Here is a 24,380-nt window from a genome sequence, read left to right on the forward strand (position 1 = left end):
CGATCAATCGTCCCGGAAGCGGTTGGTGATCGGATAGCGCCGGTCGCGGCCGAAATTCTTGCCGCCAACCTTCACGCCCGGCGGGGCCTGACGGCGCTTGTATTCGGCGATGTAGAGCAGATGCTCGATCCGCTTCACCACGGCCCGGTCATGCCCGCGCGCCAGGATTGCCTCGATCGGTTCTTCCTCGTCCACCAGCCCGCGCAATATATCGTCCAGCACGTCATAGGGCGGCAGCGAGTCATCGTCGCGCTGGTCCTCGCGCAGCTCCGCAGAGGGCGGTTTGGTGATGATCCGCTCCGGGATCACTTCGCCCGCCGGGCCCAGCGCGCCGCGCGGCACCATCGTGTTGCGCCACTTGGTCAGTTCGAACACTTCGGTCTTGTAGAAATCCTTCAGCGCATTGTAGCCGCCGCACATGTCGCCATAGAGCGTCGCATAGCCGACGGCCATTTCGGATTTGTTGCCCGTCGTCACCACCATGTGGCCGAACTTGTTCGACAGCGCCATCAGCGTCACCGCCCTCAGGCGCGACTGGATGTTCTCTTCGGTCGTGTCCGGCTGGGTGCCGGCAAACTGGTCGGCCAGCATCTCGCCCATCGCGTCCACGCCGGGGGCAATATTGATGCTGTCATACTTTACGCCCAGCGCCTCGGCGCAGGCTTTGGCGTCTTCCAGACTGTCCGAGGACGTATATTTCGACGGCATCATCACACACCAGACCCGGTCCGGCCCCAGCGCGTCCACCGCCATCGCCGCCGTCAGTGCGCTATCGATCCCGCCCGACATGCCCAGCACGACGCCGGGAAACTTGTTCTTGTTGACATAATCGCCCAGCGCCAGCACCGCCGCGCGATATTCGGCATGCCAGCCCTCGGTCAGCTCCGCCTGCGCGTCGCTTTCGAAACAATGCGTGGCCGGATCATAGGCCACCATCGCCGTGCCGGTCACGAAATCACCGAGCAGCTGGTGCTCGGTCCCGTCATGATCAACCGCGTAGGAGCTGCCATCAAAGACCAGCTCGTCCTGTCCGCCCACCTGGTTCACGAACAGGTACGGCACGCCCGTCTTGCGCCAAGCGGAAAACGTGGTGTGCCGCTCCACCTGAACCGTCCGCCGCCAGGGCGAGCCATTCGGCACGATCAGCATGTCGGCGCCCGCATCATGCAGCTCGCTCGGCACGCGCGGATACCAGATGTCCTCACAGATCGCGACGCCGATCTTTACGCCATGAAACTCGAACACCGGGGGAGGGCCCTCGCCGGCATCGAAGATGCGCTTTTCATCGAACACGCCATAATTGGGCAGTTCGCGCTTGTCATAGCGGCCCTTGATGGCCCCGCCCGACAGCCAGACGGCTGAATTGTGGCGCTTGCCATCTTCCATCCACGGCGCGCCGATGATCATGTCCGGCGCATCGGCGGTCTCGGCGGCCAGCGTCTTCACCGCCTTCATGGAATCTTCCACCGCGGCGGGCTTCAGCACGAGGTCTTCGGCCGGATAGCCCAGGATGAAGAGTTCCGACAGGACAACGAGGTCCGCGCCCTTGGCCTTGCCCTCGGCCAGCGCGCCCCGCGCCAGCGCCAGATTCCCCCGAATATCCCCCACCACCGGGTTCAACTGCGCGACCAAGATTCTCAGCTTTTTGCTCATAAGGAGCATTTAGGGGGAAGCGAGGGGAATGGCAATTGGGGAAGGGGAGCGATAGGCCCAGAGTAAGCCCTAAGCGCCAGCGCGGAGGTTAGCGATCGCTCCAACTATGTTGATTGCCTAATAAGATTCCCTTGAGTGGTCTGAGCGTGGTTTGATTTCGATTCTCCTCGACTTGATGAGGTCAATCAAGCATCAACTTGACTTTCAATTTCTGAGTGAGAGGGCATATTGCTTGTGATTACATTCAGACTCGCTTCACGTATCCGAAGTGAAAAGGAGGGGGCATTTGCCAGAATTTCAGAACTTTGTAGTTGGATATAGCGGGCAGGAAAAAGTTCTTCCCGTTGCGCATAATTGTGATGTGCGATGTTTAGTGAAGAATATTACTCAGCCAAAGTTGAATACTGCTTTTCGGTCTGAGTACTCGGAAAATCTTTTGTTTTTCTTTTATGGGCGACCTGCCTATCGACTTCACCCAAATCTTTCGGCTTCTTCAATAGAGGCTGTTCATCTTGTGGCGTATATCTTGGATCCAGAAAAAATGCCTCCGCCTCACCGGATTGTCGCATTCGACTCAGGCGCCATGGAGGCTGATCGGTATACGGATGCAATGCATCCTGAATTTACAAAGCTTGATTTTGAAATAGGGTCGGACATTGTCAATGCCTCGCGCTTGGTTAGTTGCTTTTTTGGTAGCAACAAAAACTACTTGGCCGGTCAACCGATCAACGCGTCAATCCCTGCAACAGAACTGGTTGCGAAATCGTACTACGCTCTTATTCAGACGCCGCTAGCGTCGGACGTCGATGATCGCAAATCTACGGTAGAGGTGCAGTACAACTCAGAAATTAAGCTGGAGGCAGACAATGTGCTCGCTGTTATATTGCCTGGGCAACTGTTGGATGATTCAAAGATAGAAAATTTTATTACACATGATTTAGCCGCTGAACCGATACCCTATCATTTCTATCGGGCTAGGCCTTCAGACGACACACGTGTAGTGATGGAGTTGGCTTTCCAATATTACCAAAGAACAGGTCGGTTGTGACTAAGAATATGTACTATCAGCTTGTTGGCGCAATGCCTTTACTAGGCGATGGACCTTGTTTCGCGACGCCAGTGTTTCGAAGGCCCGATTCAAATTCACTCTGGATTCAAGATACGGATCGGTTTGATCGCGTCATTCGCTTTTTAAAGATATCGGAAGAGTACGACGCGGAAGTTCAATGCTCTGAGAAAAATGTAAAGCTTACGGCAGGGGATCACGCGTGTACGTCATTTTGGGATGGGGCGGAGCTGATTATTGCTCAGACTAGGGATGAAGCTGTTGGCCGGTTGAAGAATATTCGTCATCAAATCTCAAGCAGAAAATATTTAGCAGAAGCTATTGATGAGTTTATCGCAGCGCCACGAAGTTCTGAGCTAGATGAACAGTTTAAGGGGCTGCATCCGACAGCTTTGTATGAGTGGATGATAAAAAGTAAACAGCGGTGGGCCGACATTATTGCTCCGTTAGATGCCGATGACGAGCGTAGATTCAGTTCTGGGTATTGGTGCGTCGGATTTCAGATTTCACCGTTTGAGGTTTCATCGCTGAGAGAGCTTGCTCGAGTAATGGAAAGGGAGACGCCAAAACATTCAGGCTGGCCTCCATTTACCTATTTGCACAATGAAAGAGCGCCCCAGCCGAGAGGCGAGACAATCGAAGCTTGGTTGGGAAAAGGTACGGAAGCGACGCATGCAGATTTCTGGCGTGTTTCGAAATCTGGATTCGCATACTTGCTTCGACCTATGCAAGAGGATCGACCGGACTATCGGTACAGCAAAGGAACCTCTTTTGATTGGGTTCTACCAATTTGGCGAACCTCGGAGATACTAATATATCTTGCTTCGCTCGCCAGTCACTTCTCTGATGAATCGGCGAAGTTCTCTTATTCGATAACATATGAAGGAGTAGAAGGGAGATTCTTAAACTCGCATACTCCGGCAAAGTATTTTCTTGATCAATATGGCCCCGCCACGACGGACACGCTTTCAAGTTATATATCGCGACCCGTGAAACATATTTCAGATGATCTGCACGGATTACTTATTCAACTTCTTTCTCCAATTTATGAGCAGTTTGCATTCGCAGAATTGCCATTGGAACTCGTTCGAAATGTCGTCGATGAAGTACTCGAGAACAAATTGAGATAGATTGAGAAAATATGAGGCATTGGATACACTGTGTAATTGATTGGCCCAGCACTAGGTCCAACGAAGTCGGCGCATAGCATCGGGCGCTACTCGCGCTACGAACTTGGAATTGCCGTATTGAACTAGTCCGCAAGAAATGCGCCTTGCGATGATGGACCAGTGGCTTGGGCTGAGAAAATTTACGCGTACCTGGCACGGTGAGCGAGCGGCTTCGGATGAACTTCCAATCCGTCTGATACCCTCCACCCCCATACTCCCCCCATGGACGCGCAAACGGACATTCTGAAACGGGGGCTGGAACATGCCGGGCGGGCGGTGCTGGATGCTTCGGCGCTGGCGAACCTTCATCTCGGGCCGAAAGTGATCGGGCGGGGGGTGGCGCAGCGGATTTCCGGGCGGCTCAAAATGCTGGAAACCATTGTCCGCCGCCTGATCCTGGTCCTCGCGCTCAATCTGACGCTCGCCCCGGCGGCCCCGCGCGCCGCGCCCGCCGAGCCGAAGCCGGAACCGAACCTGCCCGACGGCGTCGAACTCGCCATCTTTCCGCGACTTTATCCAAGACGTTTGAAATTGCTGCCCGCACGCCAGACGATTGAGGGCGGTTTTCCGGACATTCTCCGGACCCTTTCCGGATCCGTCTCTCCGCGCCGCCTGATGGCCCGGATCGCGGCGCTCCGGCGCGTGATCGCAGATCCGGACGCCCACGCCCTCCGCCTCGCGCGCAGTCTCAAACGCCTGCAGAAGCATGGCGAGCCGCGCCCGGCGGTTGGCCCGGCGACCAGCGCCTTCCGCCTCTCGCCAGAGCTTGGCGCGATTGCGACGCTATTGCCCGCGCAGATCCGCGCCGCGCTGGACTCCTGGGAAAGCTCTGGCTGACGCCTGCCTCACAACACAAAAAAAGCCGGAGCGCGTGGGGCGCGTCTCCGGCCAAAGGTTCTGGAGGAAATGGAGGGAAGGGGCCCTAGGCCATGGCCTGTTCGTCGACCACGAAAGGCCCGAGATCTTCATAGAAGCGGAACTGGTTGCGGCCACAGCGCTTGGCTTCGTACAGCGCCATGTCTGCGGCATGCAGCAGCGGGCCTTCGCCCATACAGTCATACGGCGCAGCGGCAATGCCGATGGACGTGCTGATGCGGACGCGGTGGCCCGTCGACAGGCCATAAGGCTCGCTCAGCTTGCGCTTGAGCCGCAGGGCCAGGCCCTCAACGGCAAGGCGCGATGGCGATGTGCTGCAGACGATGAAGAACTCGTCCCCGCCTGTGCGCACGGTCAGGTCGCTGTCGCGAACAATGGCTTTCATCCGGGCCGCCACGACTTTGAGCACTTCGTCGCCCGCGCCATGACCATATGTGTCGTTGACCGCCTTGAAGCCATCCAGGTCCAGCGCCAGGATAAAGAGCGGCGCGGTGTTTGAGGCTTCTGCGAGCATGGTCGGCAGCCGCTCTTCGAGGGCGCGCTTGTTCGCGAGATGAGTCAGGGGGTCCGAATAGGCCAATTTACGGACCTCCTCTTGTTTCTCGACCTGCGCGCTAATGTCGTTGGAGGTGCCGATATAGCCGGTGATCCGACCCTTGTCGTCAAAGCACGGCGCGCCGGCCATATCCATGTGATAGGTCTGGCCATCAACGTCCGTGAAAATTCCGCGCACACGGGCGTAACTCGCGGCCGACTGGACCGCATTGGTCATGATCTCGGAGTTTTCTTCATCGAACTGGATAATGTCGAGATAGTTGCACCCGACCAGGGAATTGCGGCCGCCCTGAAGTTTCTGGAGGAAGGTGCCCTCGGCATAGATCAGCTTGCCCTGGAGATCGGTTTCCCAGAACAGGTCTGAGGCCACGGCGGAGAAATTGGACAGGCGCTTCAGTGTTGCCTGGGCTTCGCTATGTTGCTGGTCCAGCTTCTTGAAGGCCCGGATCATGATCTTGTGGGCCGGCCAGAAGACCAGGAACACTTCCGCGACAATCGTCAGGACGAGGGCCAGGACCGTATAGGTCTGGATCGTTCCCAGCCATTCGGCGCGCTTGTTGGCCTGCGCTTCGAAAGCGTCCGCCGCCTCTCCGAGCCGATTGGCGAGGGGGCCGGAAGCCTCATATTCAATTGCCTCAAGCGCCGCGGACGTATTCCGGCGGTCGACCAGAACCCAGTTCACATTGTTGATGAGCTCAAGAACCTTGGTATGAATGGAGTTTTCGCCTTCGGAATAGATCGCCTGAAGTGCGGCATCATCTTCGCCAAAGCGGATAAGTTCATAGTGAGACGTCTCGAACAATTTGATGCTGTCGCGCAAATTCTCCCGCAGCTCCGGCGACCCGTCTTCGGCGTAATCATGGGCCGCATGAGACATTTGCTGCAGCAACATGCGCTGGCTGCCGCTCATATTGATCGCGGTCGCATCATGCGCACCTTGGCGGAGGGCAGTCAGGGAAACGATGTGGCTGGCAAGGATCAGCGCCAGAACAATGCTCAGCGCGAGGATGTACCGATTCAGGTGCGACTCAAGAATTTCGCGCCCGGAATGGCGCTTCTTGTCGTGTTTGAATAGGGTGCGTCCGAATAACATGATGGGCGAACCATACCCAAACAGGGTTAGAATCGTCTTTCCGAATAAAGGAAATTTCTTACCGGCGTTTCAAATCTTGTTTACCTAGATATCAAGCTCTTCAACGAAAGCAGCGTTTTCCTGAATGAACCGGAAACGCAATTCGGCTTTCTTGCCCATCAACGTGTTTATCAGCTCCTCGGCCGGAACCTCGACATCGTCAATCGCCTCCAGAGTGACCCGCGCAAGCGTCCGCGTCGCCGGGTTCATTGTGGTTTCCTTCAGCTGAGACGGGTTCATCTCGCCGAGACCCTTGAAGCGGGTCATGTCGACTTTCTGGTTCGGTTTGAAGTGCTCTTTCATTTTCTCGGCCCGGTCGGCATCGTCCATCGCGTAGACGATCGTACCCTTGTTGGAGAGCTTGTAGAGCGGGGGCAGGGCCAGGAACAGGCGTCCGCTTTCGATCAGGCCCGGTGTCATCCGATAGAAGAAAGTGATCAGCAAGCTGGCAATGTGGGCGCCATCTACATCGGCATCCGTCATGATGATGATGCGGTCATACCGCAGATCGTCCATGTCGAACTTCTTGCCCAGCGCCGTGCCGAGCGCCAGTGAAAGATCATTGATCTCCTGATTGTTCATCATCTTGTCGAGCGAGGCGCTTTCGACATTCAGGATCTTGCCGCGCAGGGGCAGGATGGCCTGGGTCTTGCGGTCGCGGGCCTGCTTGGCGGAGCCGCCAGCCGAATCCCCCTCGACGAGGAACAGTTCCGTGCCGTCCGGCCCCTTGTTGGAGCAATCCGCCAGCTTGCCCGGCAGGCGAAGCTTCTTGGTGGCCGATTTGCGGCTGATATCCTTGGCCTTGCGGCGGCGCTGGCGTTCTTCCGCGCGCTCAACCGCCCAGCCGAGCAATTTGTCGGCTTCTTTCGGGCTACCGGCCAGCCAATGGTCAAACCGGTCGCGCACGGAGTTTTCCACCAGGCGGAACGCGGCCGTCGTCGACAGCTTGTCCTTGGTCTGACCGACAAATTCCGGACCCTTGATGAAAACAGACAAGAGCAAGCCGGAATGGCCCATGATATCTTCGGCGGTGATTTCGGAGGCTTTCTTGTTTCCGGTCAGTTCCCCGAAATTGCGTAGCCCTTTCGTGATGGCTGAGCGGAAGCCCGCTTCGTGCGTACCACCATCCGGGGTCGGAATAGTGTTGCAATAGGAGCGTGAAAATCCGTCCGCCTCGCCAAAGCCGGCGCGCGTCCAGGCAATGGCCCACTCGACCTTGCCTTCGCCGCCTTGATCAACAAGACCAGTAAAGGCTGCATCGGTGATGGTCGCCTTGTCCTTGAAGACTTCATCCAGCTGGTCTGCCAATCCGTTCGGATAGGAGAGCGTGGCTTCGGCAGGAACCTTGGAATCTTCTGGCAGCAGGGAAGGATCACAGCTCCAGCGTACTTCAACGCCTCGATAGAGATAGGCTTTTGATCGCGCCATCTGAAACAGGCGGGCCGGGCGGAAACGCATCTTTTCGCCGAAGATCTGGAAGTCCGGCTTGAACTTCACCACGGTCCCCCGGCGATTTGGCGCCGTGCCGACTTTTTTCAACTTGTCCTGCGGAATGCCGCGCGAGAAGGTCTGCCGGTACAGGATCTTGTCGCGTGCGACTTCAACTTCGACCAGTTCCGACAGCGCATTGACGACCGAAATGCCGACGCCGTGCAGGCCGCCGGCGGTCTCATAGGCCTTGTCGGAGAACTTGCCGCCCGCATGCAGTGTGGTCATGATGACTTCCAGCGCGGACTTTTTCGGGAATTTCGGGTGTGGATCAACCGGAATGCCGCGGCCATTGTCGCTCACCGCCAGGAAGCCATCGGCGTCGAGCTTGATCTCGATCCGGCTGGCATGCCCGGCCACCGCTTCATCCATGGAGTTGTCCAGCACCTCGGCAAAGAGGTGATGATAGGCGCGCTCATCCGTGCCGCCAATATACATGCCGGGGCGTTTGCGGACAGGTTCAAGGCCTTCGAGGACCTCGATATCCTTGGCGGAATAGCCGGTACTTTCTGTACTCATTTGGTCAAACAGCTTTGCTTGCTTGGCGGCTGCCATATGATGTCTCCGATAAGGGCGGGCGACTCAGTGTCGATATGGGAGAACATAAGATGACAGCCTCGATTAATACGGCGTTAACCCTGGAGAGCGGGCTTACATTCCCCAATCGGCTTGTGAAGGCGGCAATGACAGAGGGACTCGCTGATCCTCGCAACCGGGTAACTGAAAGCCATCTGACATTGTATCGCCGCTGGGCGGAAGGCGGCATAGGCGGGATGATCACAGGAAATGTCCAGATTGACCGCAATCATCTCGAGCGTGCGGGAAATGTGGTCATAGACGGCAAGCCGTCAAATGAAGAGATGGATATGTTCTCGCGCTGGGCCGACGTTGGCAAATCTCATGGCGCCGCAATGATCATGCAGGTCAGCCATGCCGGACGCCAAACGCCAAAACTGATCAATCCGAGCCCCGCTGCGCCAAGTCCGGTCGCGCTGGGCTTGCCGGGCGGCCAATTCGGTCAGCCCCGCGCGATGACTTTGGACGAGATCAAAGCCGTGATCGAAGGCTTCGGCCGGGCCGCCAGCGTTGCAAAGCAGGCGGGCTTTGACGGTGTTCAGGTTCATGGCGCGCATGGCTATTTACTTTCTTCGTTCCTGTCGCCGCTGGCGAACCAGCGCCAGGATGACTATGGCGGGCCGCTGGAAAACCGCGCGCGCCTCCTCGCCGAATGCGTCAGGGAATCGCGCATTGCGGCAGGGCCGGGGTTTTCGGTTTCGGTAAAGCTCAATTCCGCAGACTTTCAGAAAGGCGGGTTCAGTTTTGAAGATTGTCTCGGCGTGATCGACATTCTGAACGAGCTTGGCGTCGACTTTGTCGAGATATCCGGGGGTAATTATGAACAGCCCCGCATGATGGACAGCGAAGGCCTGGAGCCGGTTTTTGAGCAGAATGTCCGTGAATCCACGCGCGAACGGGAGGCCTACTTCCTGAAATATGCCAAAGCAGTGCAGGCGCGCAGCCAGTTGCCACTCATGGTGACAGGCGGATTTCGCACGACCGAGGCCATGAATTCGGCGCTTGCGGAAGGGGAGGCCGACCTGATCGGTCTTGGCCGGCCGCTCTGTGTCGAGCCGGACACGCCGAAACAGCTCTTGTCCGGAGAGGTCGCTGCCGCCGCGCAATGGGAGAAAACATTGCGCCTCGGGCCGGGATGGCTGGGGCCGAATTCTCCCATCAAACTGGTGAAGGCGCTGAACGGTTTTGGCGTTATCGGCTGGTATTATGAACAGTTGCGCAGGCTTGGCGCCGGCGAGGCCCCGGATACGGGATTGGGCGTGCTTTCTGCCTTCCTGGCCAATCAGAAAAATGAAAGCCGCACCGAAAAGGCCAGAAAAGCCGCAATGCCCTGATAGGAGACGGTTTCCACAGAAGAGGGAATTTCCTGAGCATCCGGTGGCTTGAACCGGCCTGCATCGCCCTCCACATCTGGTGAAACGCCCGACTCCTGCCATCATCGGCAGGTAGGGTTTCCTGAGCTGCCGCCCAGTCGGGGCTCAATTTGAAGAAGGAGGCATTGTAGATGCCAGGTATAAAGAACCTTCCGGTGTTGCCGCTTCGGGACATCGTTGTGTTTCCAGACATGGTCGCGCCCCTGTTTGTTGGGCGGGACAAGTCTGTACGGGCCCTCGAAATGATCGAAGAGGCCGACAATGAAATCATGCTGGTCGCCCAGCGCGACGCGGCCATAGACGACCCGGGCTCAGATGATGTCCACGAGGTCGGCACGATTGCCACCATTTTGCAGCTGCTCAAGCTGCCTGACGGTACGGTGAAAGTGCTGGTCGAAGGCAAGACGCGTGCGCGTCTGAACCAGCTGCACGACCGCGGCGAATATTTTGAAGCTGAAGTCGAAGCCTATGACGAGGCCCAAGGCACCGATGATGACGTGCAGGCACTCATGCGTGCCGTGCAGGAGCAGTTTGAAAATTACGTCAAGCTGAACCGCAAGATCCCGCCGGAATCCGTCACCACGATTGCTGCGCTGACCGAGCCTGGTCGTCTGGCCGATGCGGTGGCGTCGAACCTGTCTGTCAAACTCTCCGAAAAGCAGGAATTGCTCGAACTTCCCGATGCGAAAGATCGCCTCGAGAAGGTCTTCGCCCTCATGGAAGGCGAAATGGGCATGTTGCAGATGGAGCGGAAGATCAAGAACCGCGTCAAGCGGCAGATGGAGAAGACCCAGCGCGAATATTACCTGAACGAGCAGATGAAAGCGATTCAGCGCGAGTTGGGCGAGCAGGGCGGCGATGGCGCTGAGCGCGACGAGCTGGCCGACCTTGAGCAGAAGATTGCGGATGCCCCGCTGTCTGAAGAGGCGCGCCTGAAGGCCGAAGCCGAGATCAAGAAGCTGCGTCAGATGTCGCCAATGTCTGCGGAATCGACTGTCGTGCGGAATTATCTCGACTGGCTGCTGGCCCTGCCTTGGGGCACGCGCAAGGAAATCGAGACCAATCTCACCAAGGCCGAGAAGCAACTTGATGACGACCATTATGGTCTCGACAAGGTGAAAGAGCGGATCCTGGAATATCTCGCCGTGCAGAAACGCACCGGCAAGATGAAAGGACCGATCCTTTGCCTCGTGGGCCCTCCGGGCGTCGGCAAGACTTCGCTTGGCCGCTCCATCGCTGAAGCCACAGGACGCGACTTTGTGCGCGTGTCGCTGGGCGGCGTGCGGGACGAAAGCGAAATTCGTGGCCACCGCCGGACCTATATCGGCTCCATGCCGGGCCGGGTGATCCAGTCGCTGAAGAAGACCAAGACGGGCAATCCGCTCTTCCTGCTGGATGAGATCGACAAGATGGGCATGGACCATCGCGGCGATCCGGCATCTGCCTTGCTGGAAGTGCTGGACCCTGAGCAGAACTCGACGTTCAACGATCACTATCTGGAAGTCGATTACGATCTTTCTGACGTGATGTTCGTGACGACGGCGAACTCGCTCAACATGCCCCAGCCGCTTCTCGACCGGATGGAGATCATCCGCATCGCAGGCTATACCGAGGACGAGAAGGTGGAGATCACCAAACGTCACCTCATCCCGCAGGTCCGTGAAGATCACGGCCTGAAGGAAGGGGAGTGGATTGTGGCAGATGAGGCCATTCGCGACCTTGTTCGGTACTACACCCGCGAAGCCGGTGTGCGGAGCTTGAAGCGCGAAATTGCACGGCTGGCCCGCAAGACGGTCCGCATCCTGTCTGACAAGGAGGGCGAAACCCTGACGGTGACGTCGGAGAACCTTCCCGAATTCGCAGGCGTGCGGAAATTCCGCTACGGTCTCGCCGACGAGACCGACCAGCTTGGTGCGGTGACAGGCCTTGCCTGGACCGAGACCGGCGGTGACCTGCTCACCATCGAGGCGGTCAAGATGCCCGGTCGCGGCAACATGAAGGTCACGGGCAACCTCCGCGACGTCATGAAAGAGTCGATCCAGGCGGCCAGCTCGCTGGTCCGGTCCCGGTCTGTCATGCTCGGCATCAAGCCGACCGTGTTCAACACGACCGACATCCACGTGCACGTGCCCGATGGCGCGACGCCAAAGGATGGCCCGTCCGCGGGTGTTGCCATGACAACGGCGATTGTCTCGCTGCTGACCGGCAACCCGGTGGACCGGGAAGTGGCCATGACGGGCGAGATCAGCCTGCGGGGACGCGTCCTGCCGATTGGTGGCCTGAAAGAGAAACTGCTCGCAGCTCTGCGCGGCGGCATCAAGACGGTGCTGATCCCGGAAGAGAACGAGAAGGATCTCGAGGACATTCCGGAGAATGTGAAGACCGGCCTGAAGATTGTGCCCGTTTCGGACATCAATGAAGTGCTGGCCATCGCGCTGACGCGGCCCTTGTCGCCGATAGAGTGGTCAGAAGCAGATGAAGCCGCATTGCAGGCCTCATTGTCCGGTCAGCCGGGTAATCAGGCGACCGATCCGGCCCGTCCTCACTAGGCTGAATTGAGACTTATGACAGGCGGCCGTTCAAACACTGAACGGCCGTCTTGCTTTTTCTCTCAACCCCGTGCATTTGAGCGGGATTGGGGCGGTTAGCTCAGTTGGTAGAGCATCTCGTTTACACCGAGAGGGTCAGCGGTTCGAGCCCGTTACCGCCCACCACTTTCTCCGAATTTCCAGATTGTGTCGTCTCGGGCCTTCCTCAGAGGACCGGCCATTCTGACGGCACACTGCGGCCTTCACGTGAGACCAGCGCCATTCCGGCGGCCTGAACCTCGGCAAGCAACCGGTCTTCGTCGATCAGTGTGGAGCGGTAGTTCTCGACCACGCGCCGCCCATCTACCCAGACACTGTGAACGCCGCGGCCATCGGCGGAATAGATAAGCTGGTTGACCGGGTTGAAAAGCGGCACCCATTCCGGCCGGTTGCGATCATGCAGTACGAAGTCGGCCTTCTTGCCAGGTTCCAGTGACCCGATCTGGTCGGCCATCTGCGCGCCTTTTGCGCCATTGATCGTGGCCGCTTCCAGCACGCTATAGGCCGAGAACAGGCTTGCGTCGCGGCGCGCATCCTTGAACAGGCCTGCCATGGCAAACATGGCGCGCATGATATCGCTGGTATTGCCATTATTGTTGCCATCCGTGCCCAGCTGGATATTCACGCCGGCGGCGGCCATTTCGGGGAACAGGCCGGCAGAGCTTGCCCCGTACCCGCCTTTCATGGCGGTCATCGGGCAGTGCGTGACATGCGTGCCGCTCGATGCCAGCAGGTCGACTTCGTTCTGGTCCAGATGCACCGCGTGGGTCAGGGACAGGTGCGGGCCGAGCGCGTCGAGGTCTGCCAGATGGGCGATTGCGCGCTTTCCGGCTGTCTCGAGATAATACTCTGGATCTGCCGGATCGGCGCTCATATGGGCGCTCACACCCAAGCCTTTCGTGCGGGCAAGATCCGATGCGCCGCGCCATAATTCGTCGGTTGCCGTGTTGTGGCCCACCAGGAGCGGCCAAGCCGAAATCAGTGAATCCTCTGTTTGCGGGTAGGCGTTGGACTGGTCGTCCATGCGCGACAGCGCGGAATCAGTCAGCGCCGTCTGATCGTCGTCGGGTGCAAAGGCGCGGTCCTGCAGCCATTGACCAATCCGTCCGCGGATGCCGATTTCGGCAAGGCCATCCGCAACAGCTTCGAGGTTCAGGATCGTGCCGGCCTCGATGAAAGTCGTGGTGCCGGTGCGGAGCATTTCAAGGGCCGCAAACTGAGCCGACAGGCGTTCGTCGGCAGGAGTCTGGGTCATGTACATCGGAATCAGCCATCCGAAGACGTTCTCAGCCCAGTCGGTATTGTCTGGCACGATTCCCCGGGTCAGCGGTTCGCCGGTGATGTGGACGTGGCAATTCACGAATCCAGGCGTGATGACGAATCCATTGCCGTCCAGCGTCTCACGAGCGCTGACCGAGCCGGATATTTCGCTGTCCTGACCGACGCTGTGAATGCGGTTTCCGACGATCGCGATTGCGCCATTTCGATAAATTCGCCGCGTCGCATCCATCGTGACGATCCATGCATTTCGGATGAGCAAGTCAACAGGGGCAGGGTGGGTCATACGTGTCTTGATCCATCTGAAGTTCTCGGCGCTCGAAGACGGTGCCGAATGAGGCGTGCAACTTGATCCGGAAGGCTCGACCGAATGTGGAGCCACAGTGAATGAGGCGTCTTGATCGAGTCCGCACAATAAATTTTGGAGATGGAGCGCGTGGAGGAGGGGAGTTGCTCAGCAGGTTTACGATTCCTCATTCCCGCAGGGTTTGGGGTTCGAGAGTGTGGCCTTTTTGCCAACCTTGTCATAAATCCGGAAAAATCGGTCTTTGAAAAATTTTCTACCGCGATTGCTCAATCCTGCGCGGGATTGCGAAAGTCCCAATAGCTACGGGGAGAAAATTGTTGCAAGAGCGGTGAAATCGGTTTCATCGGGTACGTGCTGAGTGACACCAATCCAAAATTTTCGTCATGAAAGGCTTGATAGCGCAAACATTTGGTGATGCACTGACTGTCGGGTAGGTGGATTGCAGGGGCAGTCCGCCTGACCGAGACAAGCATTGAAGACCGGCACCACCGTCGTGAGTGGCCTGTCTCAGGGAGGATTGTAATGACTGTTTCCACGGACAAGGTCCGTGCGGATTCCGCACGGAAAGTAAAATGGGGAACGCTGCTGTGCAGTGCGTCCGCGGTGTCGCTGCTGTCAGCCCTGCCATTGGCAGCGCAGGCGCAAGACGCGAATGAAGAGACACTGACGCAGGAAACTGTGGTCGTACAGGGCATCCGCGGATCGCTCGAGCGCGCCATGGACATCAAGCGCAGCTCCAATGGTGTTGTTGACGCCATTTCGGCCGAAGACATCGGCAAGTTCCCGGACACAAACCTCGCGGAATCGCTTCAGCGCATCACGGGTGTGTCCATCAACCGGGTCAATGGCGAAGGCTCCGAAATCACCGTTCGTGGCTTTGGCCCAGGGTTCAACCTGGTCACGCTGAATGGCCGGACCATGCCAACCGCCAAAATTCGCGCTATCGGTGCCCGCGGCAATTACGGCGCTGGTGGTGACCGTGCATTCGACTTCGCAAACCTCGCTTCGGAAGGCGTCAACGGACTGGAAGTCTACAAGACTGGCCAATCGGTGCTGCCATCAGGTGGCCTCGGCGCGACCGTCAACATCAAGACACGGACGCCATTTGACGATCCAGGTCTGAATGCGACCTTCTCGGCCAAAGCGATCAACGATACGAGCGTTGAAGCTGGTGATGACTTCACACCTGAATTGTCAGGTCTTGTCAGCTGGACCGATCCTTCCGACCGTTTCGGCATCGGTATTTTCGGATCTTATTCGAAGCGGGATTCCGGCGCGCCATCACAGCAAGTCAATGACTGGATCGTCCGTGAATCCGCAGACGGCACAATTGATGGCAGCTATACGCGTGGTGATGGTTCTACCCAAATCACCAATCCACCAGCTGCTGGCCAGCTTTATGCTATCCCGCAGGACAGTCGCTACGACTTCTCGGATATTTCCCGAGAGCGTCTCAACGGCCAGCTGGTGCTCCAGTTCCGTCCGATTGATAACCTCACCCTGACCGGTGACTATACTTACGCCCAGAATGAGGCCGACGAACTGCGCTATGAGCAGACCAACTGGTTTGCGACGCCGCTAGACCAGATCATTTTCGACAATGATGGCCCGGTCGCTACGGCTGTGTTCATGCAGGAGAACAATAACGGCTCAAAGGATATCGGCTTTGAGCAAACCAATCGCGCGACGAAGGACGAGATGAATTCGATCGGCTTCAACGCTGATTGGGAATTCTCCGAACGCGGAACCATTATCTTCGATGCGCACAGCTCGAAGTCGGAATCCGGTGGTAACAATCCACTCGGCCATGTTGCGACATTCGTTTCAATGGGCGCGCCGGTTATCCTCCAACACTCGGTGGATTATCGTAGCGGCTCTCCGATCCAGTCCTACACGATTGACGATTCCGTTCGCGGAAATGGCAATGGCGTGCTGGATGCAGGTGATCTCGGCACCCAGGTGCAACGGTCGAACTCTGCCAATATGGAGCATCAGGTTGACGAGTTTGATCTGCGCTTCGTCTGGGACTTCGACGATCGTACGAGTCTGACGGTTGGCAGTAATTACCGCGACACTCAGATGGATCGTACAACACGGACAACCCAGCAGGACCTTGGTTCATGGGGTATCTCCAATCCTGGCGACGTTGAACAATTCGCTCCAGGCGCGATGCAGCAGTATTGCCTCTCATGTCTGTTCGACGACGTAGCTGTGGGGCAGGCAGACGTCGCGTTCCGCACTGACGCGGCTCAGCTCTTCCCGATTTTGGAAGCGGCTTATGCCGGCAACGCGGTCAACGTCTCTGAATCCGACGACACTGTGCAGGAAGAAATTCTGTCTTTCTATGCTCAGTTCAATATCGAGCGCGACTTCATGGGGCTTCCGACGCGCACCAATATCGGTGTTCGTTATGAAGACACCAACGTCAATTCGACAACCGTTCAGTCGATCCCATCGGGCATCTTGTGGCAGGCAGACAACGATTTCCTCATCGTCCAGTCTGGTGCCCAGCAAGATCTATCGGGCAAGGGCGCTTATGAGGAAGTGCTTCCGAACGTCGACTTTCAGGTTGATCTGACCGAAAATGTTGTTGCACGTGCATCGTTCAGCAAAACAATTGGCCGGGCCGCATATAGCAACCTTTTCTCGTCCACGACCACGGATGCGCCAAATCGCCCAACGGCCTTCGGCGGTTCACTAACGGGTGACTCTCAGAACCCGGGCTTGCTACCTCTCAAATCGACTAATTTCGATGCCTCGGTTGAGTGGTACTACGATGATTCAAGCTATGTATCGCTCGGATACTTCGACAAGAAGGTGAAAAACTTCATTGGTAACGGTGTGGTCGAGCGCAATTTGTTCGGCTTGCGGGATCCCGCATCAGGAGCGTCTGGTTCGCGGTCTGGAGATGCTCTGGCTATTATCAATACGCTGGGTGTCGATCAATCTGAAGCCAACCTCTTTACACTGACAGCCCTGATCGACGCCAATGGCGGAGATACTGCGGCGGCGCGTGCCGAGTTCGAATCCCAGCTTGTCGGCGGTGTCCTGCCGCAAAGCTATGTGGACCAGATTCTCGGACAATATGATGTCGCATCCAATGCCAGCGACCCGCTGGCACTATTTGGTGTCGAACAGCCGATCAACAACCGCGAAGGCAACATTGACGGGCTCGAATTTGCCTGGCAGCACTTCTTCGGGGAGACCGGATTTGGTTTCCAGGCCAACTATACATTGGTCAATGGCGACGTTGAGCTCAATCCGGCCGGAGATATCAACGAGAACCAGTTCGCACTGCTCGGTCTATCCGACACGGCGAACGTAACGGCGATCTATGAAAAGTACGGTTTCTCCGCGCGTCTGGCCTATAACTGGCGCGATACCTTCCTTCTCAACACGAACGAAGGCGGAGACCGAAGCGGTATCTATACCGAGGAATACAGCCAGATCGACCTGAATGTCAGCTATGACATTAACGACCAGATTGCCGTGTCCTTCGAGGGCATCAATCTGGCCGGTGAAGACCAGCGGCTCTACCACCGCGTGCCGGAGCAGGTGTACTATGTCTACGAGCTGGCACCACGCTACCAGGTTGGCGTCCGCTACAAGTTCTAGTCGGAGACGACTGGAACGAGACTTGGAACATTCAGGAAAGGCCGCTGCTTGCAGCGGCCTTTTTTGCCCCCGCTTGTAAGCATGGGAGGATTGTTTCATCATGACGGAAACGCGCTCGCACGGCACAACGAGCGTAAGCAGCACCGAAAGGCGCCTCATGGCCAAGATGGCACTTCTGAACAATATCGATCATCCGGATCTCAAGGTGATCACCCGCTTTGGCGCGGCCTATGGCGACAGCGTCAATCAGGCAGCGGTCTATCCGACAGAGTTTTCCGAGCTTCAGCGCGAATACCCGATCTTCTTCCGAAAGGACGAGGAGGGGGCTTTTTACTGCGTGATCCTGCTCGGTCTCGACAAGGGCGAAAACCTCTTCCTTGATGGTGCGCGCTGGCAGGCCCGTTATGTGCCCGCGATCCATCAGCGCGGCCCGTTCATGATCGGTTTCCAGAACCAGGAAGTCGATGGCGAGGTCCGCCGAGAACCGGTGATCCATGTGGACCTAGAAAATCCGCGCGTCAGCAAGACGGAGGGCGAGCCGCTTTTTCTCGCGCATGGCGGCAATGCACCATACTTGCAGCATATCAGCCAGGTCTTGCGCGTGATTACGGTCGGCGCAGATATGACCGCGCCCATGTTTGCAGCTTTCGAGCAGGCTGGCTTGATCGAGCCTGTATCACTGGACGTCAAACTTGATGACCATACCGAATACAAGGTGCCTGACCTCTTTACACTGAACGAAGAAAAGCTGGCCGCCCTGGAAGGGGAGGCGCTACAACAGCTCCATCGTGGCGGATTTCTGCGCGCAGCCTATCTTGTGCTGGCCTCGTTGGGCAATGTGAACCGGCTGATCAATATGAAGAACGCGAAACGGGCAGCAGGCGGCTGACCCTCTGGGAGGAAACCTTGTCCTCACTGGACATACAGCGCAAAACGAAGGAACTGGCGGGCATTTCGCCGGACGCCATACCGTATGACCAGCTGATGCGCGACCAACAGCCCGTCATCTTGAAAGGAGTGGCGAGTAAGTGGCCTCTGGTCCAGAAGGGCTTGCAGTCACTGGACGCAGCCATGGACCATATCGCCTCGTTTTATGGCGGGCGTCCGGTCGTGGAATATCGCAGTGCGCCAGAAGAAGGCGGGCGGTATTTTTATACTGAGGCGGTGGACGGCTTCAATTTTGAGCGCGACCGTGTTCCGTTGCCGGATTTCTTTGATCGGGTACGCGAAACGGCAAGATCGTCTGACGGGCGCTCTTTCTATATTGGTTCGACCGATCTCGATAATTTCTTTCCGGGCATGCGCGACGAGAACGACCTTGTGCTGAACGATCCGATGTTTGATGCGCACAAGCCAATGGTCAGCATCTGGATGGGGAACCATACGATTGCTTCAGCCCATTACGACATGTCGAACAATCTGGCCTGCTGTATGGTCGGCAAGCGACGCTTCACATTGTTCCCGCCTGAGCAGGTGGCCAATCTCTATCCCGGCCCTCTGGAGCCCACGCCCGGCGGACAGGTCGTGAGCATGGTAGACTTCCGTGATCCAGACCTTGCGCGCTACCCGCGCTTTGCCGAGGCCATGGCCGCTGGGGAGGTGGCTGAGCTGGAGCCGGGCGATGTACTGTTCTATCCAGCACTCTGGTGGCACAATGTTGAGGGCATCGGCGACTTCACGGCCATGATTAATTATTGGTGGAACACGTCGCCAGCCTTCATGGATACGCCCCAGAACACCTTGCTGCACGCCATACTCAGCTTGCGGGATCGTCCGGAGCCGGAGAAGCGGGCCTGGAAGGCCTTGTTCGACTATTATATTTTCGGAACCTCCGAGCAGCCGGCTGCGCACTTGCCCGAAGCGGCTCAGGGCAATCTCGGGCCGCTCGATGAGGTGAAGGCACGGCGGCTCCGTGCACTCTTGCTGAACAAGCTCAATCGCTGAAGACTATAAAAAGAACCGGGGATCACATTGGAAACGCAGAATATCAGGAGAGTAGTCATTGCTGGCGGCGGCACAGCTGGCTGGATCGCTGCGGCCTCGCTCTCACGCCTGCTTGGCCCGTTGCTGGACATAACGCTGGTGGAATCCGATGCCATCGGCACAGTCGGAGTCGGCGAAGCAACCATCCCGACGCACCGTACGTTTCATCATCTGATGGGAATCGACGAGCGCGACTTCATGCGCGCCACCAAGGCCACGTTCAAACTCGGCATTGCGTTCGAGGAGTGGGGCGGGCTTGGTGATCGCTACATTCACTCCTTCGGCCAGGTCGGCAAGTCGAACTGGATGGGCGAATTCTACAATATCTGGATGTACGCGCAGGAGCGTGGCATTGGCGCTGAACTCGACGCTTACTGTTTCGAATTACAGGCTGCAGAGGCGGGACGGTTCTTCACGTCCGACAAGGCCAACATAAACTATGCCTATCATCTCGACGCCAGTCTCTACGCGAAATTCCTGCGGACCTTCAGCGAGGCCAAGGGCGTCAAGCGTGTTGAGGGCCTGATCGAAGAAGTCGAGCAGGATGGCGAGAGCGGTTTCATCACGGCGCTCAAACTGCAATCCGGCGAACGTATCGAGGGCGACCTTTTCATCGACTGTACCGGGTTCCGGGGTATGCTGATCGAGCAGACCCTCAAGACGGGTTATGAAGACTGGACTCATTGGCTGCCGACCGACAGTGCGCTGGCAGTGCAGACGCGCTCGGTCGGCCCCGCTCAGCCCTATACTCGCGCCATCGCGCATCATGCAGGCTGGCGCTGGCGTATCCCGCTACAGCACCGGGTCGGCAACGGCCTTGTCTTCTGCAGCGAGAATATGCAGCCGGACGAGGCAAAGGAATATCTGCTTGGCCATGTCGATGGGGAGCCACTGACCGAACCTCGCCTGATCCGTTACAAGACCGGTCGTCGCAAGAAGGTGTGGAACAAGAACTGCGTGGCGCTTGGCCTGTCGAGCGGCTTCGTTGAGCCACTGGAATCCACCAGCATCCATCTCATCCAGGTCGGGGCGACCCGTCTGGTCCAGCAGTTCCCGTTTGCCGGGATAAGTGAGGCGATTGCGAACCACTATAATGAACAGGCCGAACGCGAGCTTGAGAAAATCCGCGATTTCATCGTGTTGCACTACAAGCTGACTGAGCGCGACGACTCGGACTTCTGGCGCGCGCGCCGCGATATGCCGGTTCCAGATTCTTTGGCACAGCGCATTTCCCTGTTCCGTGAGAACGGCCTGGCCTATCAGGCGACGGATGATTTGTTCCGCGTGGATTCCTGGCTGCAGGTTATGCTCGGTCAGCGGCTGAAGCCCAAGGGATATCACCATATGGGCCATCTGATGACAGATGACCAATTGATGACGGCCTTGGGTGGCCTTGAGGCCAATATCTCAAAGGCGGTCTCACAGATGCCGAGTCATCAGGATTTCATTGATCAATATTGTGCGGTGCCGGAATCCGAGACTGTCTAGACCGTCTCGGCCACTTTTGCTGTTTCCGATGAGGCCTCTGGAGCAGGGGCGTGCACGAGCTCGTTGAGCATGTCCTTCACCATGTCTTGTGCCTGTTCCACAACGCTGCAGACCAGTTCATGTGAAAAGCTGGCTCCACCAAACCAGGTACGTTGATGGCCTTGTACGCGTTTCAGCGCGCCAAAAAGGCCGTCGCGCACCGCCTCTACCTTGTATTGGGGGAAGTATTGCCAGACCTTCTGCTGAATCACGCTTTCGATGGTAAAGCCGTGCTTTTCCGCATCCGCCAGCAGGATCTCGCGAAGTTCCGGCGCTGTCAGGCCGGTCGAAAACTGGCCCGTCACATAGAGACGACCGCCCAGTTCCTCGCTTTCGCCTTCGCGGCGACCGCCCAGGATTGCTCCTTTCCGCGTACTGTCCATGCTGGCCTCTGAATAGCCGATGATCATGTGACCTTCGAACCAGTCCGGCGAGGTCAGCAGCGTAGTGGTATAGTTTTGCCATTCAATGCCGTTGCAGATGAACATCTCGTCGCGCGTTGCGGCGCAGAACTTGACGAAATTCTGCATCGGCACGGTGGAGACCACAGCGTCGAATTCTTCGCTCTTGCCAGCCGTCGTGATCACGGGCTTTGGTCCGGACCGGTCGAGATGGGTCACCGGGCTCGATAGCCGCACGTCGAGATCCTGAGCGAACCGGTTCCAGAACTCGCTCCAGCCCTGATCAGGCATGTGCATGTCGTTGAGGACGCCTGACAGGAGATAGTTCAGATCGCACCACTGGACGGTCTGGCCAATCGTGGCTTCGTCGGTGAATCCATAACCCTGCGTTGTCTGAATTCGGTGAGACGCAAGGTCGATTTTCGGCAGGTTGAGTCGCTTCACCCATTCCGCTGTCGTCATGGCGGCTTCCGCGCGCACGTCCGGATCGTCTGGTCGGTCTCGGATATCGCGGCGCAGCCGCCCGGCAGCCCAGATGAACTTCAGGGCCTGCAACACCATGGGCGGACCGTCACCCGTCCTGACATAGTCGACGACCTTCAGGCCATCATATCGCGCCTCACCCAGGCGGCTCAGCGTGATCCCGTGCTGGCGCATCCACTTCTTTACAAGCTTGTGGGAGCGGGTGGTGTAACACGTGCCCATCTCATTCATGGCATCGCCACGGACAACGGAAAAAGACTTGCCCCCCAGACGGTCTTCGGCCTCGAACAAGACCGCCTTGTGTCCGGCCTGCTTGATGAAGCGTGCCGTGCTCAGTCCCGCAGGCCCGGCACCGATGACTGCTATTTTGAAAGGCGATTTAGGGCGGGACACCGGAACTATACTCTCCTCAATCGGAATGCACGCTACAGAACCCGGGACAGGATATGCAACCGTTTAAGAGTATCTATCTTTGGTTAACACCCGCGTTAACGACAAGTTTCCACAGTCTGCCAATCCCTTCGGGCCTGTAGACCGGATTGTTCACCTTGCCTGTGTATAGCGGTGTCATGGCGAAACAGGAAAAATCATTTCTGTCTTATGTAACCGGGAACACGATTCCCCGGGCGACGGCGGTTGACCGATTGGTCCTGCTGCAGCAGCACATGGATTTTTCCAGTCACAAGCTGGTCATGGCGACGATCATGCTGGTCAACACCATCGGGGCGAGCTTCCTTGTTCACCGCTGGGTGCCTGAAACAAATATTGAAGCCTGGATTGCGATCAATCTCTGCCTGGCCACACTGCTCGTCATTGATTTCCTGTTGAAGCGGGGGCGCCCGGCGCCCAAAACGGTCAGCGGCAAGTACCTTCGCCGTTCGGAATTCCTTGCCATCCTGTTTGGCCTTGCATGGGGATCCCTGCCTTTCTTCGTCGGAGCAGATGAAAACGCCGCAATGATCATGGGTGGTCTCATGATCACCCCCATGGCGGCTGGCATGGCCAGTATGTTGACGCGCGTGCCCCGCATTGTCCTGCGTTATGCACTTTCAGCCTTTTTCGCGAGTGCGGCCTATAGCGCCTATGCGCAATCCGTTACGGGCGCCACGATCTGTTTGATGATGGTGTCCTTCATGTTCGCGCTCTATCTTGGCGCACGCTCCAGTTACATGGTCTACAAGTCAGACATCGACGCGACCCAGAAGGCGGAAGAATCCCGAGACCTTTTGATTGGTGCGCTCGAAGCCAGCCACCAGGCCTTTGCAATCTTCAACGAAGATGGGGATGTCGTCGTAGAAAACCAGCTGCACCAACAAGTGTTTGGAACAAGCGAAGATACGCTGGAGCCCATCGACAAACCGATCCGTCGTGATGGGGTCTTCTGGCAAAAATCCGTCGAATGCATCAGCGGTGTCGGCACTGTGGTCGTCTACACAGACGTGACTCGCATGGAAGAGGCCCGGTCTGAGATCGAGCATGCTCGTAACGATGCTGAAGCGGCCAACGAAGCCAAGACACGTTTCCTCGGCTCAATGAGCGCCGAACTCAAAGTGCCGCTTGATGTCATCTCGGCATGCGCCGGCGTTATCGGCTCATCGTCAAACATCCCATGCAGCGAAGAAGAAGTCAGCACCTATGCCGACAAGATTGCCGAACAGGCGATGATCCTGTCTTCGACACTGGATGGCATCATCAATTTCACGCGGATGGAACGCGAAGACTATCTGGCGCAATCATCAGAAGTGCCAGTGTCTGAAGTGATCCAGAACGTTGTGCGCAAGCTGACCGAAGGGGAATTCTCGCGCTTTGCAGATCGTCTCAAGATCAGCGTGCCGAGCAATCTGGCTGCGGACATGGATGAAAGCAGCTTTGAAATCATCATTCGCAACATCATCAAGAACGCGCTGGAATCCGGCTCGTCGGCGCCTATCGTGGTCAAGGCGGGCATGGTGTCGGGCGTTGGGCTCGTGGTCATGGTCCGTGACCGGGGCAGGGGTATGACCTCAGACGTGCTTGAAAAGGCCTTCGAACCCTTCTTCCATTCTCGTCCGGCGCACCAGAAGTATGACCACTCGACCGGTGTCGGTCTCGGCCTCAGCGTCGCGCGTCGTCTGGCCGATGCTCAGGGTCTGCGCATCAAGCTGCGCTCCGAACTCGGCCGTGGAACAACGGCGTTTGTCACCATTCCAGAGACGCTTGTGCGTCGCTCGGCCCCTCAGGACAGCGCCACCGCAACGGAAATTTCGGTCATTGATCCTGCAGAGTTGCAGAAGAAGACCGGCTAAAGCGCGTCATCCTTCTTGGCAACCT

Annotated in this window: 15 protein-coding genes and 1 tRNA gene; 11 read left to right on the plus strand and 5 right to left on the minus strand. The window is 57.4% G+C overall.

The genetic code is table 11. The features are described 5' to 3' along the window. Window positions 1-3: 3 nt before the first annotated feature. The gene (locus CFA77_RS03550; protein WP_206992280.1) at window positions 4-1,653 is read right to left on the minus strand and encodes an NAD+ synthase; all 1,650 of its coding nucleotides are present in this window, start codon (window positions 1,651-1,653) and stop codon (window positions 4-6) included. A 286-nt stretch (window positions 1,654-1,939) separates the two neighbouring features. On the opposite strand from CFA77_RS03550, the gene CFA77_RS03555 reads away from it, so the two are divergent. The 3 genes from CFA77_RS03555 (at window position 1,940) to CFA77_RS03565 (ending at window position 4,725) form a co-directional block, all read left to right on the plus strand. Then, complete coding sequence (locus tag CFA77_RS03555) at window positions 1,940-2,701, plus strand: hypothetical protein (RefSeq protein WP_206992281.1); 762 nt, start codon at window positions 1,940-1,942, stop codon at window positions 2,699-2,701. A gap of 8 nt (window positions 2,702-2,709) precedes the next feature. Further along, complete coding sequence (locus CFA77_RS03560; protein ID WP_206992282.1) at window positions 2,710-3,849, plus strand: hypothetical protein; 1,140 nt, start codon at window positions 2,710-2,712, stop codon at window positions 3,847-3,849. Window positions 3,850-4,110: 261 nt separating this feature from the next. Next, window positions 4,111-4,725: a hypothetical protein gene (locus tag CFA77_RS03565; RefSeq protein WP_206992283.1), complete on the plus strand. Its 615-nt coding sequence runs from the start codon at window positions 4,111-4,113 to the stop codon at window positions 4,723-4,725. 85 nt (window positions 4,726-4,810) lie between these two features. On the opposite strand, the gene CFA77_RS03570 is transcribed toward CFA77_RS03565, so the two are convergent. Then, on the minus strand, window positions 4,811-6,412 hold the full coding sequence (locus CFA77_RS03570) for a diguanylate cyclase domain-containing protein (protein ID WP_206992284.1): 1,602 nt from the start codon (window positions 6,410-6,412) through the stop codon (window positions 4,811-4,813). 84 nt (window positions 6,413-6,496) lie between these two features. Further along, window positions 6,497-8,494, minus strand: a complete 1,998-nt coding sequence (gene parE / locus CFA77_RS03575; RefSeq protein WP_206992285.1) for a DNA topoisomerase IV subunit B — start codon at window positions 8,492-8,494, stop codon at window positions 6,497-6,499. 53 nt (window positions 8,495-8,547) lie between these two features. Here parE and CFA77_RS03580 point away from each other — a divergent pair, with 53 nt between their 5' ends. The 3 genes from CFA77_RS03580 (at window position 8,548) to CFA77_RS03590 (ending at window position 12,602) form a co-directional block, all read left to right on the plus strand. Then, window positions 8,548-9,849 (plus strand): NADH:flavin oxidoreductase/NADH oxidase family protein, encoded by a 1,302-nt coding sequence (locus CFA77_RS03580; protein WP_256434953.1) that lies wholly within the window; start codon window positions 8,548-8,550, stop codon window positions 9,847-9,849. A gap of 170 nt (window positions 9,850-10,019) precedes the next feature. Further along, window positions 10,020-12,437, plus strand: a complete 2,418-nt coding sequence (lon, locus tag CFA77_RS03585; RefSeq protein ID WP_206992287.1) for an endopeptidase La — start codon at window positions 10,020-10,022, stop codon at window positions 12,435-12,437. A gap of 89 nt (window positions 12,438-12,526) precedes the next feature. Further along, window positions 12,527-12,602: transfer RNA gene (locus tag CFA77_RS03590), tRNA-Val, on the plus strand. Window positions 12,603-12,642: 40 nt separating this feature from the next. On the opposite strand, the gene CFA77_RS03595 is transcribed toward CFA77_RS03590, so the two are convergent. After that, window positions 12,643-14,040, minus strand: a complete 1,398-nt coding sequence (locus CFA77_RS03595) for an amidohydrolase family protein (RefSeq protein WP_206992288.1) — start codon at window positions 14,038-14,040, stop codon at window positions 12,643-12,645. A 543-nt stretch (window positions 14,041-14,583) separates the two neighbouring features. Here CFA77_RS03595 and CFA77_RS03600 point away from each other — a divergent pair. The 4 genes from CFA77_RS03600 (at window position 14,584) to CFA77_RS03615 (ending at window position 21,147) form a co-directional block, all read left to right on the plus strand. Continuing rightward, the gene (locus tag CFA77_RS03600) at window positions 14,584-17,676 is read left to right on the plus strand and encodes a TonB-dependent receptor (RefSeq protein ID WP_206992289.1); all 3,093 of its coding nucleotides are present in this window, start codon (window positions 14,584-14,586) and stop codon (window positions 17,674-17,676) included. Window positions 17,677-17,833: 157 nt separating this feature from the next. Next, the gene (locus CFA77_RS03605) at window positions 17,834-18,565 is read left to right on the plus strand and encodes a SapC family protein (RefSeq protein ID WP_206992290.1); all 732 of its coding nucleotides are present in this window, start codon (window positions 17,834-17,836) and stop codon (window positions 18,563-18,565) included. Window positions 18,566-18,582: 17 nt separating this feature from the next. Beyond that, complete coding sequence (locus CFA77_RS03610; RefSeq protein ID WP_242517473.1) at window positions 18,583-19,620, plus strand: cupin-like domain-containing protein; 1,038 nt, start codon at window positions 18,583-18,585, stop codon at window positions 19,618-19,620. Window positions 19,621-19,647: 27 nt separating this feature from the next. Further along, entirely contained in the window at window positions 19,648-21,147 is a 1,500-nt protein-coding gene (locus CFA77_RS03615) for a tryptophan halogenase family protein (RefSeq protein ID WP_206992291.1), read from the plus strand. On the opposite strand, the gene CFA77_RS03620 is transcribed toward CFA77_RS03615, so the two are convergent. Continuing rightward, complete coding sequence (locus CFA77_RS03620; RefSeq protein WP_206992292.1) at window positions 21,144-22,463, minus strand: FAD-dependent oxidoreductase; 1,320 nt, start codon at window positions 22,461-22,463, stop codon at window positions 21,144-21,146. The genes CFA77_RS03615 and CFA77_RS03620 overlap by 4 nt on opposite strands. 176 nt (window positions 22,464-22,639) lie before the next feature. Between CFA77_RS03620 and CFA77_RS03625 the strand changes: the two genes are divergently transcribed. Further along, a complete protein-coding gene (locus CFA77_RS03625) occupies window positions 22,640-24,355 on the plus strand; it encodes a sensor histidine kinase KdpD (protein ID WP_206992293.1) in 1,716 nt (571 codons plus the stop codon). The last annotated feature ends 25 nt before the right edge of the window (window positions 24,356-24,380 follow it).

It is taken from the genome of Hyphomonas sp. KY3 (genome assembly GCF_017309975.1).
Lineage (GTDB): Bacteria > Pseudomonadota > Alphaproteobacteria > Caulobacterales > Hyphomonadaceae > Hyphomonas.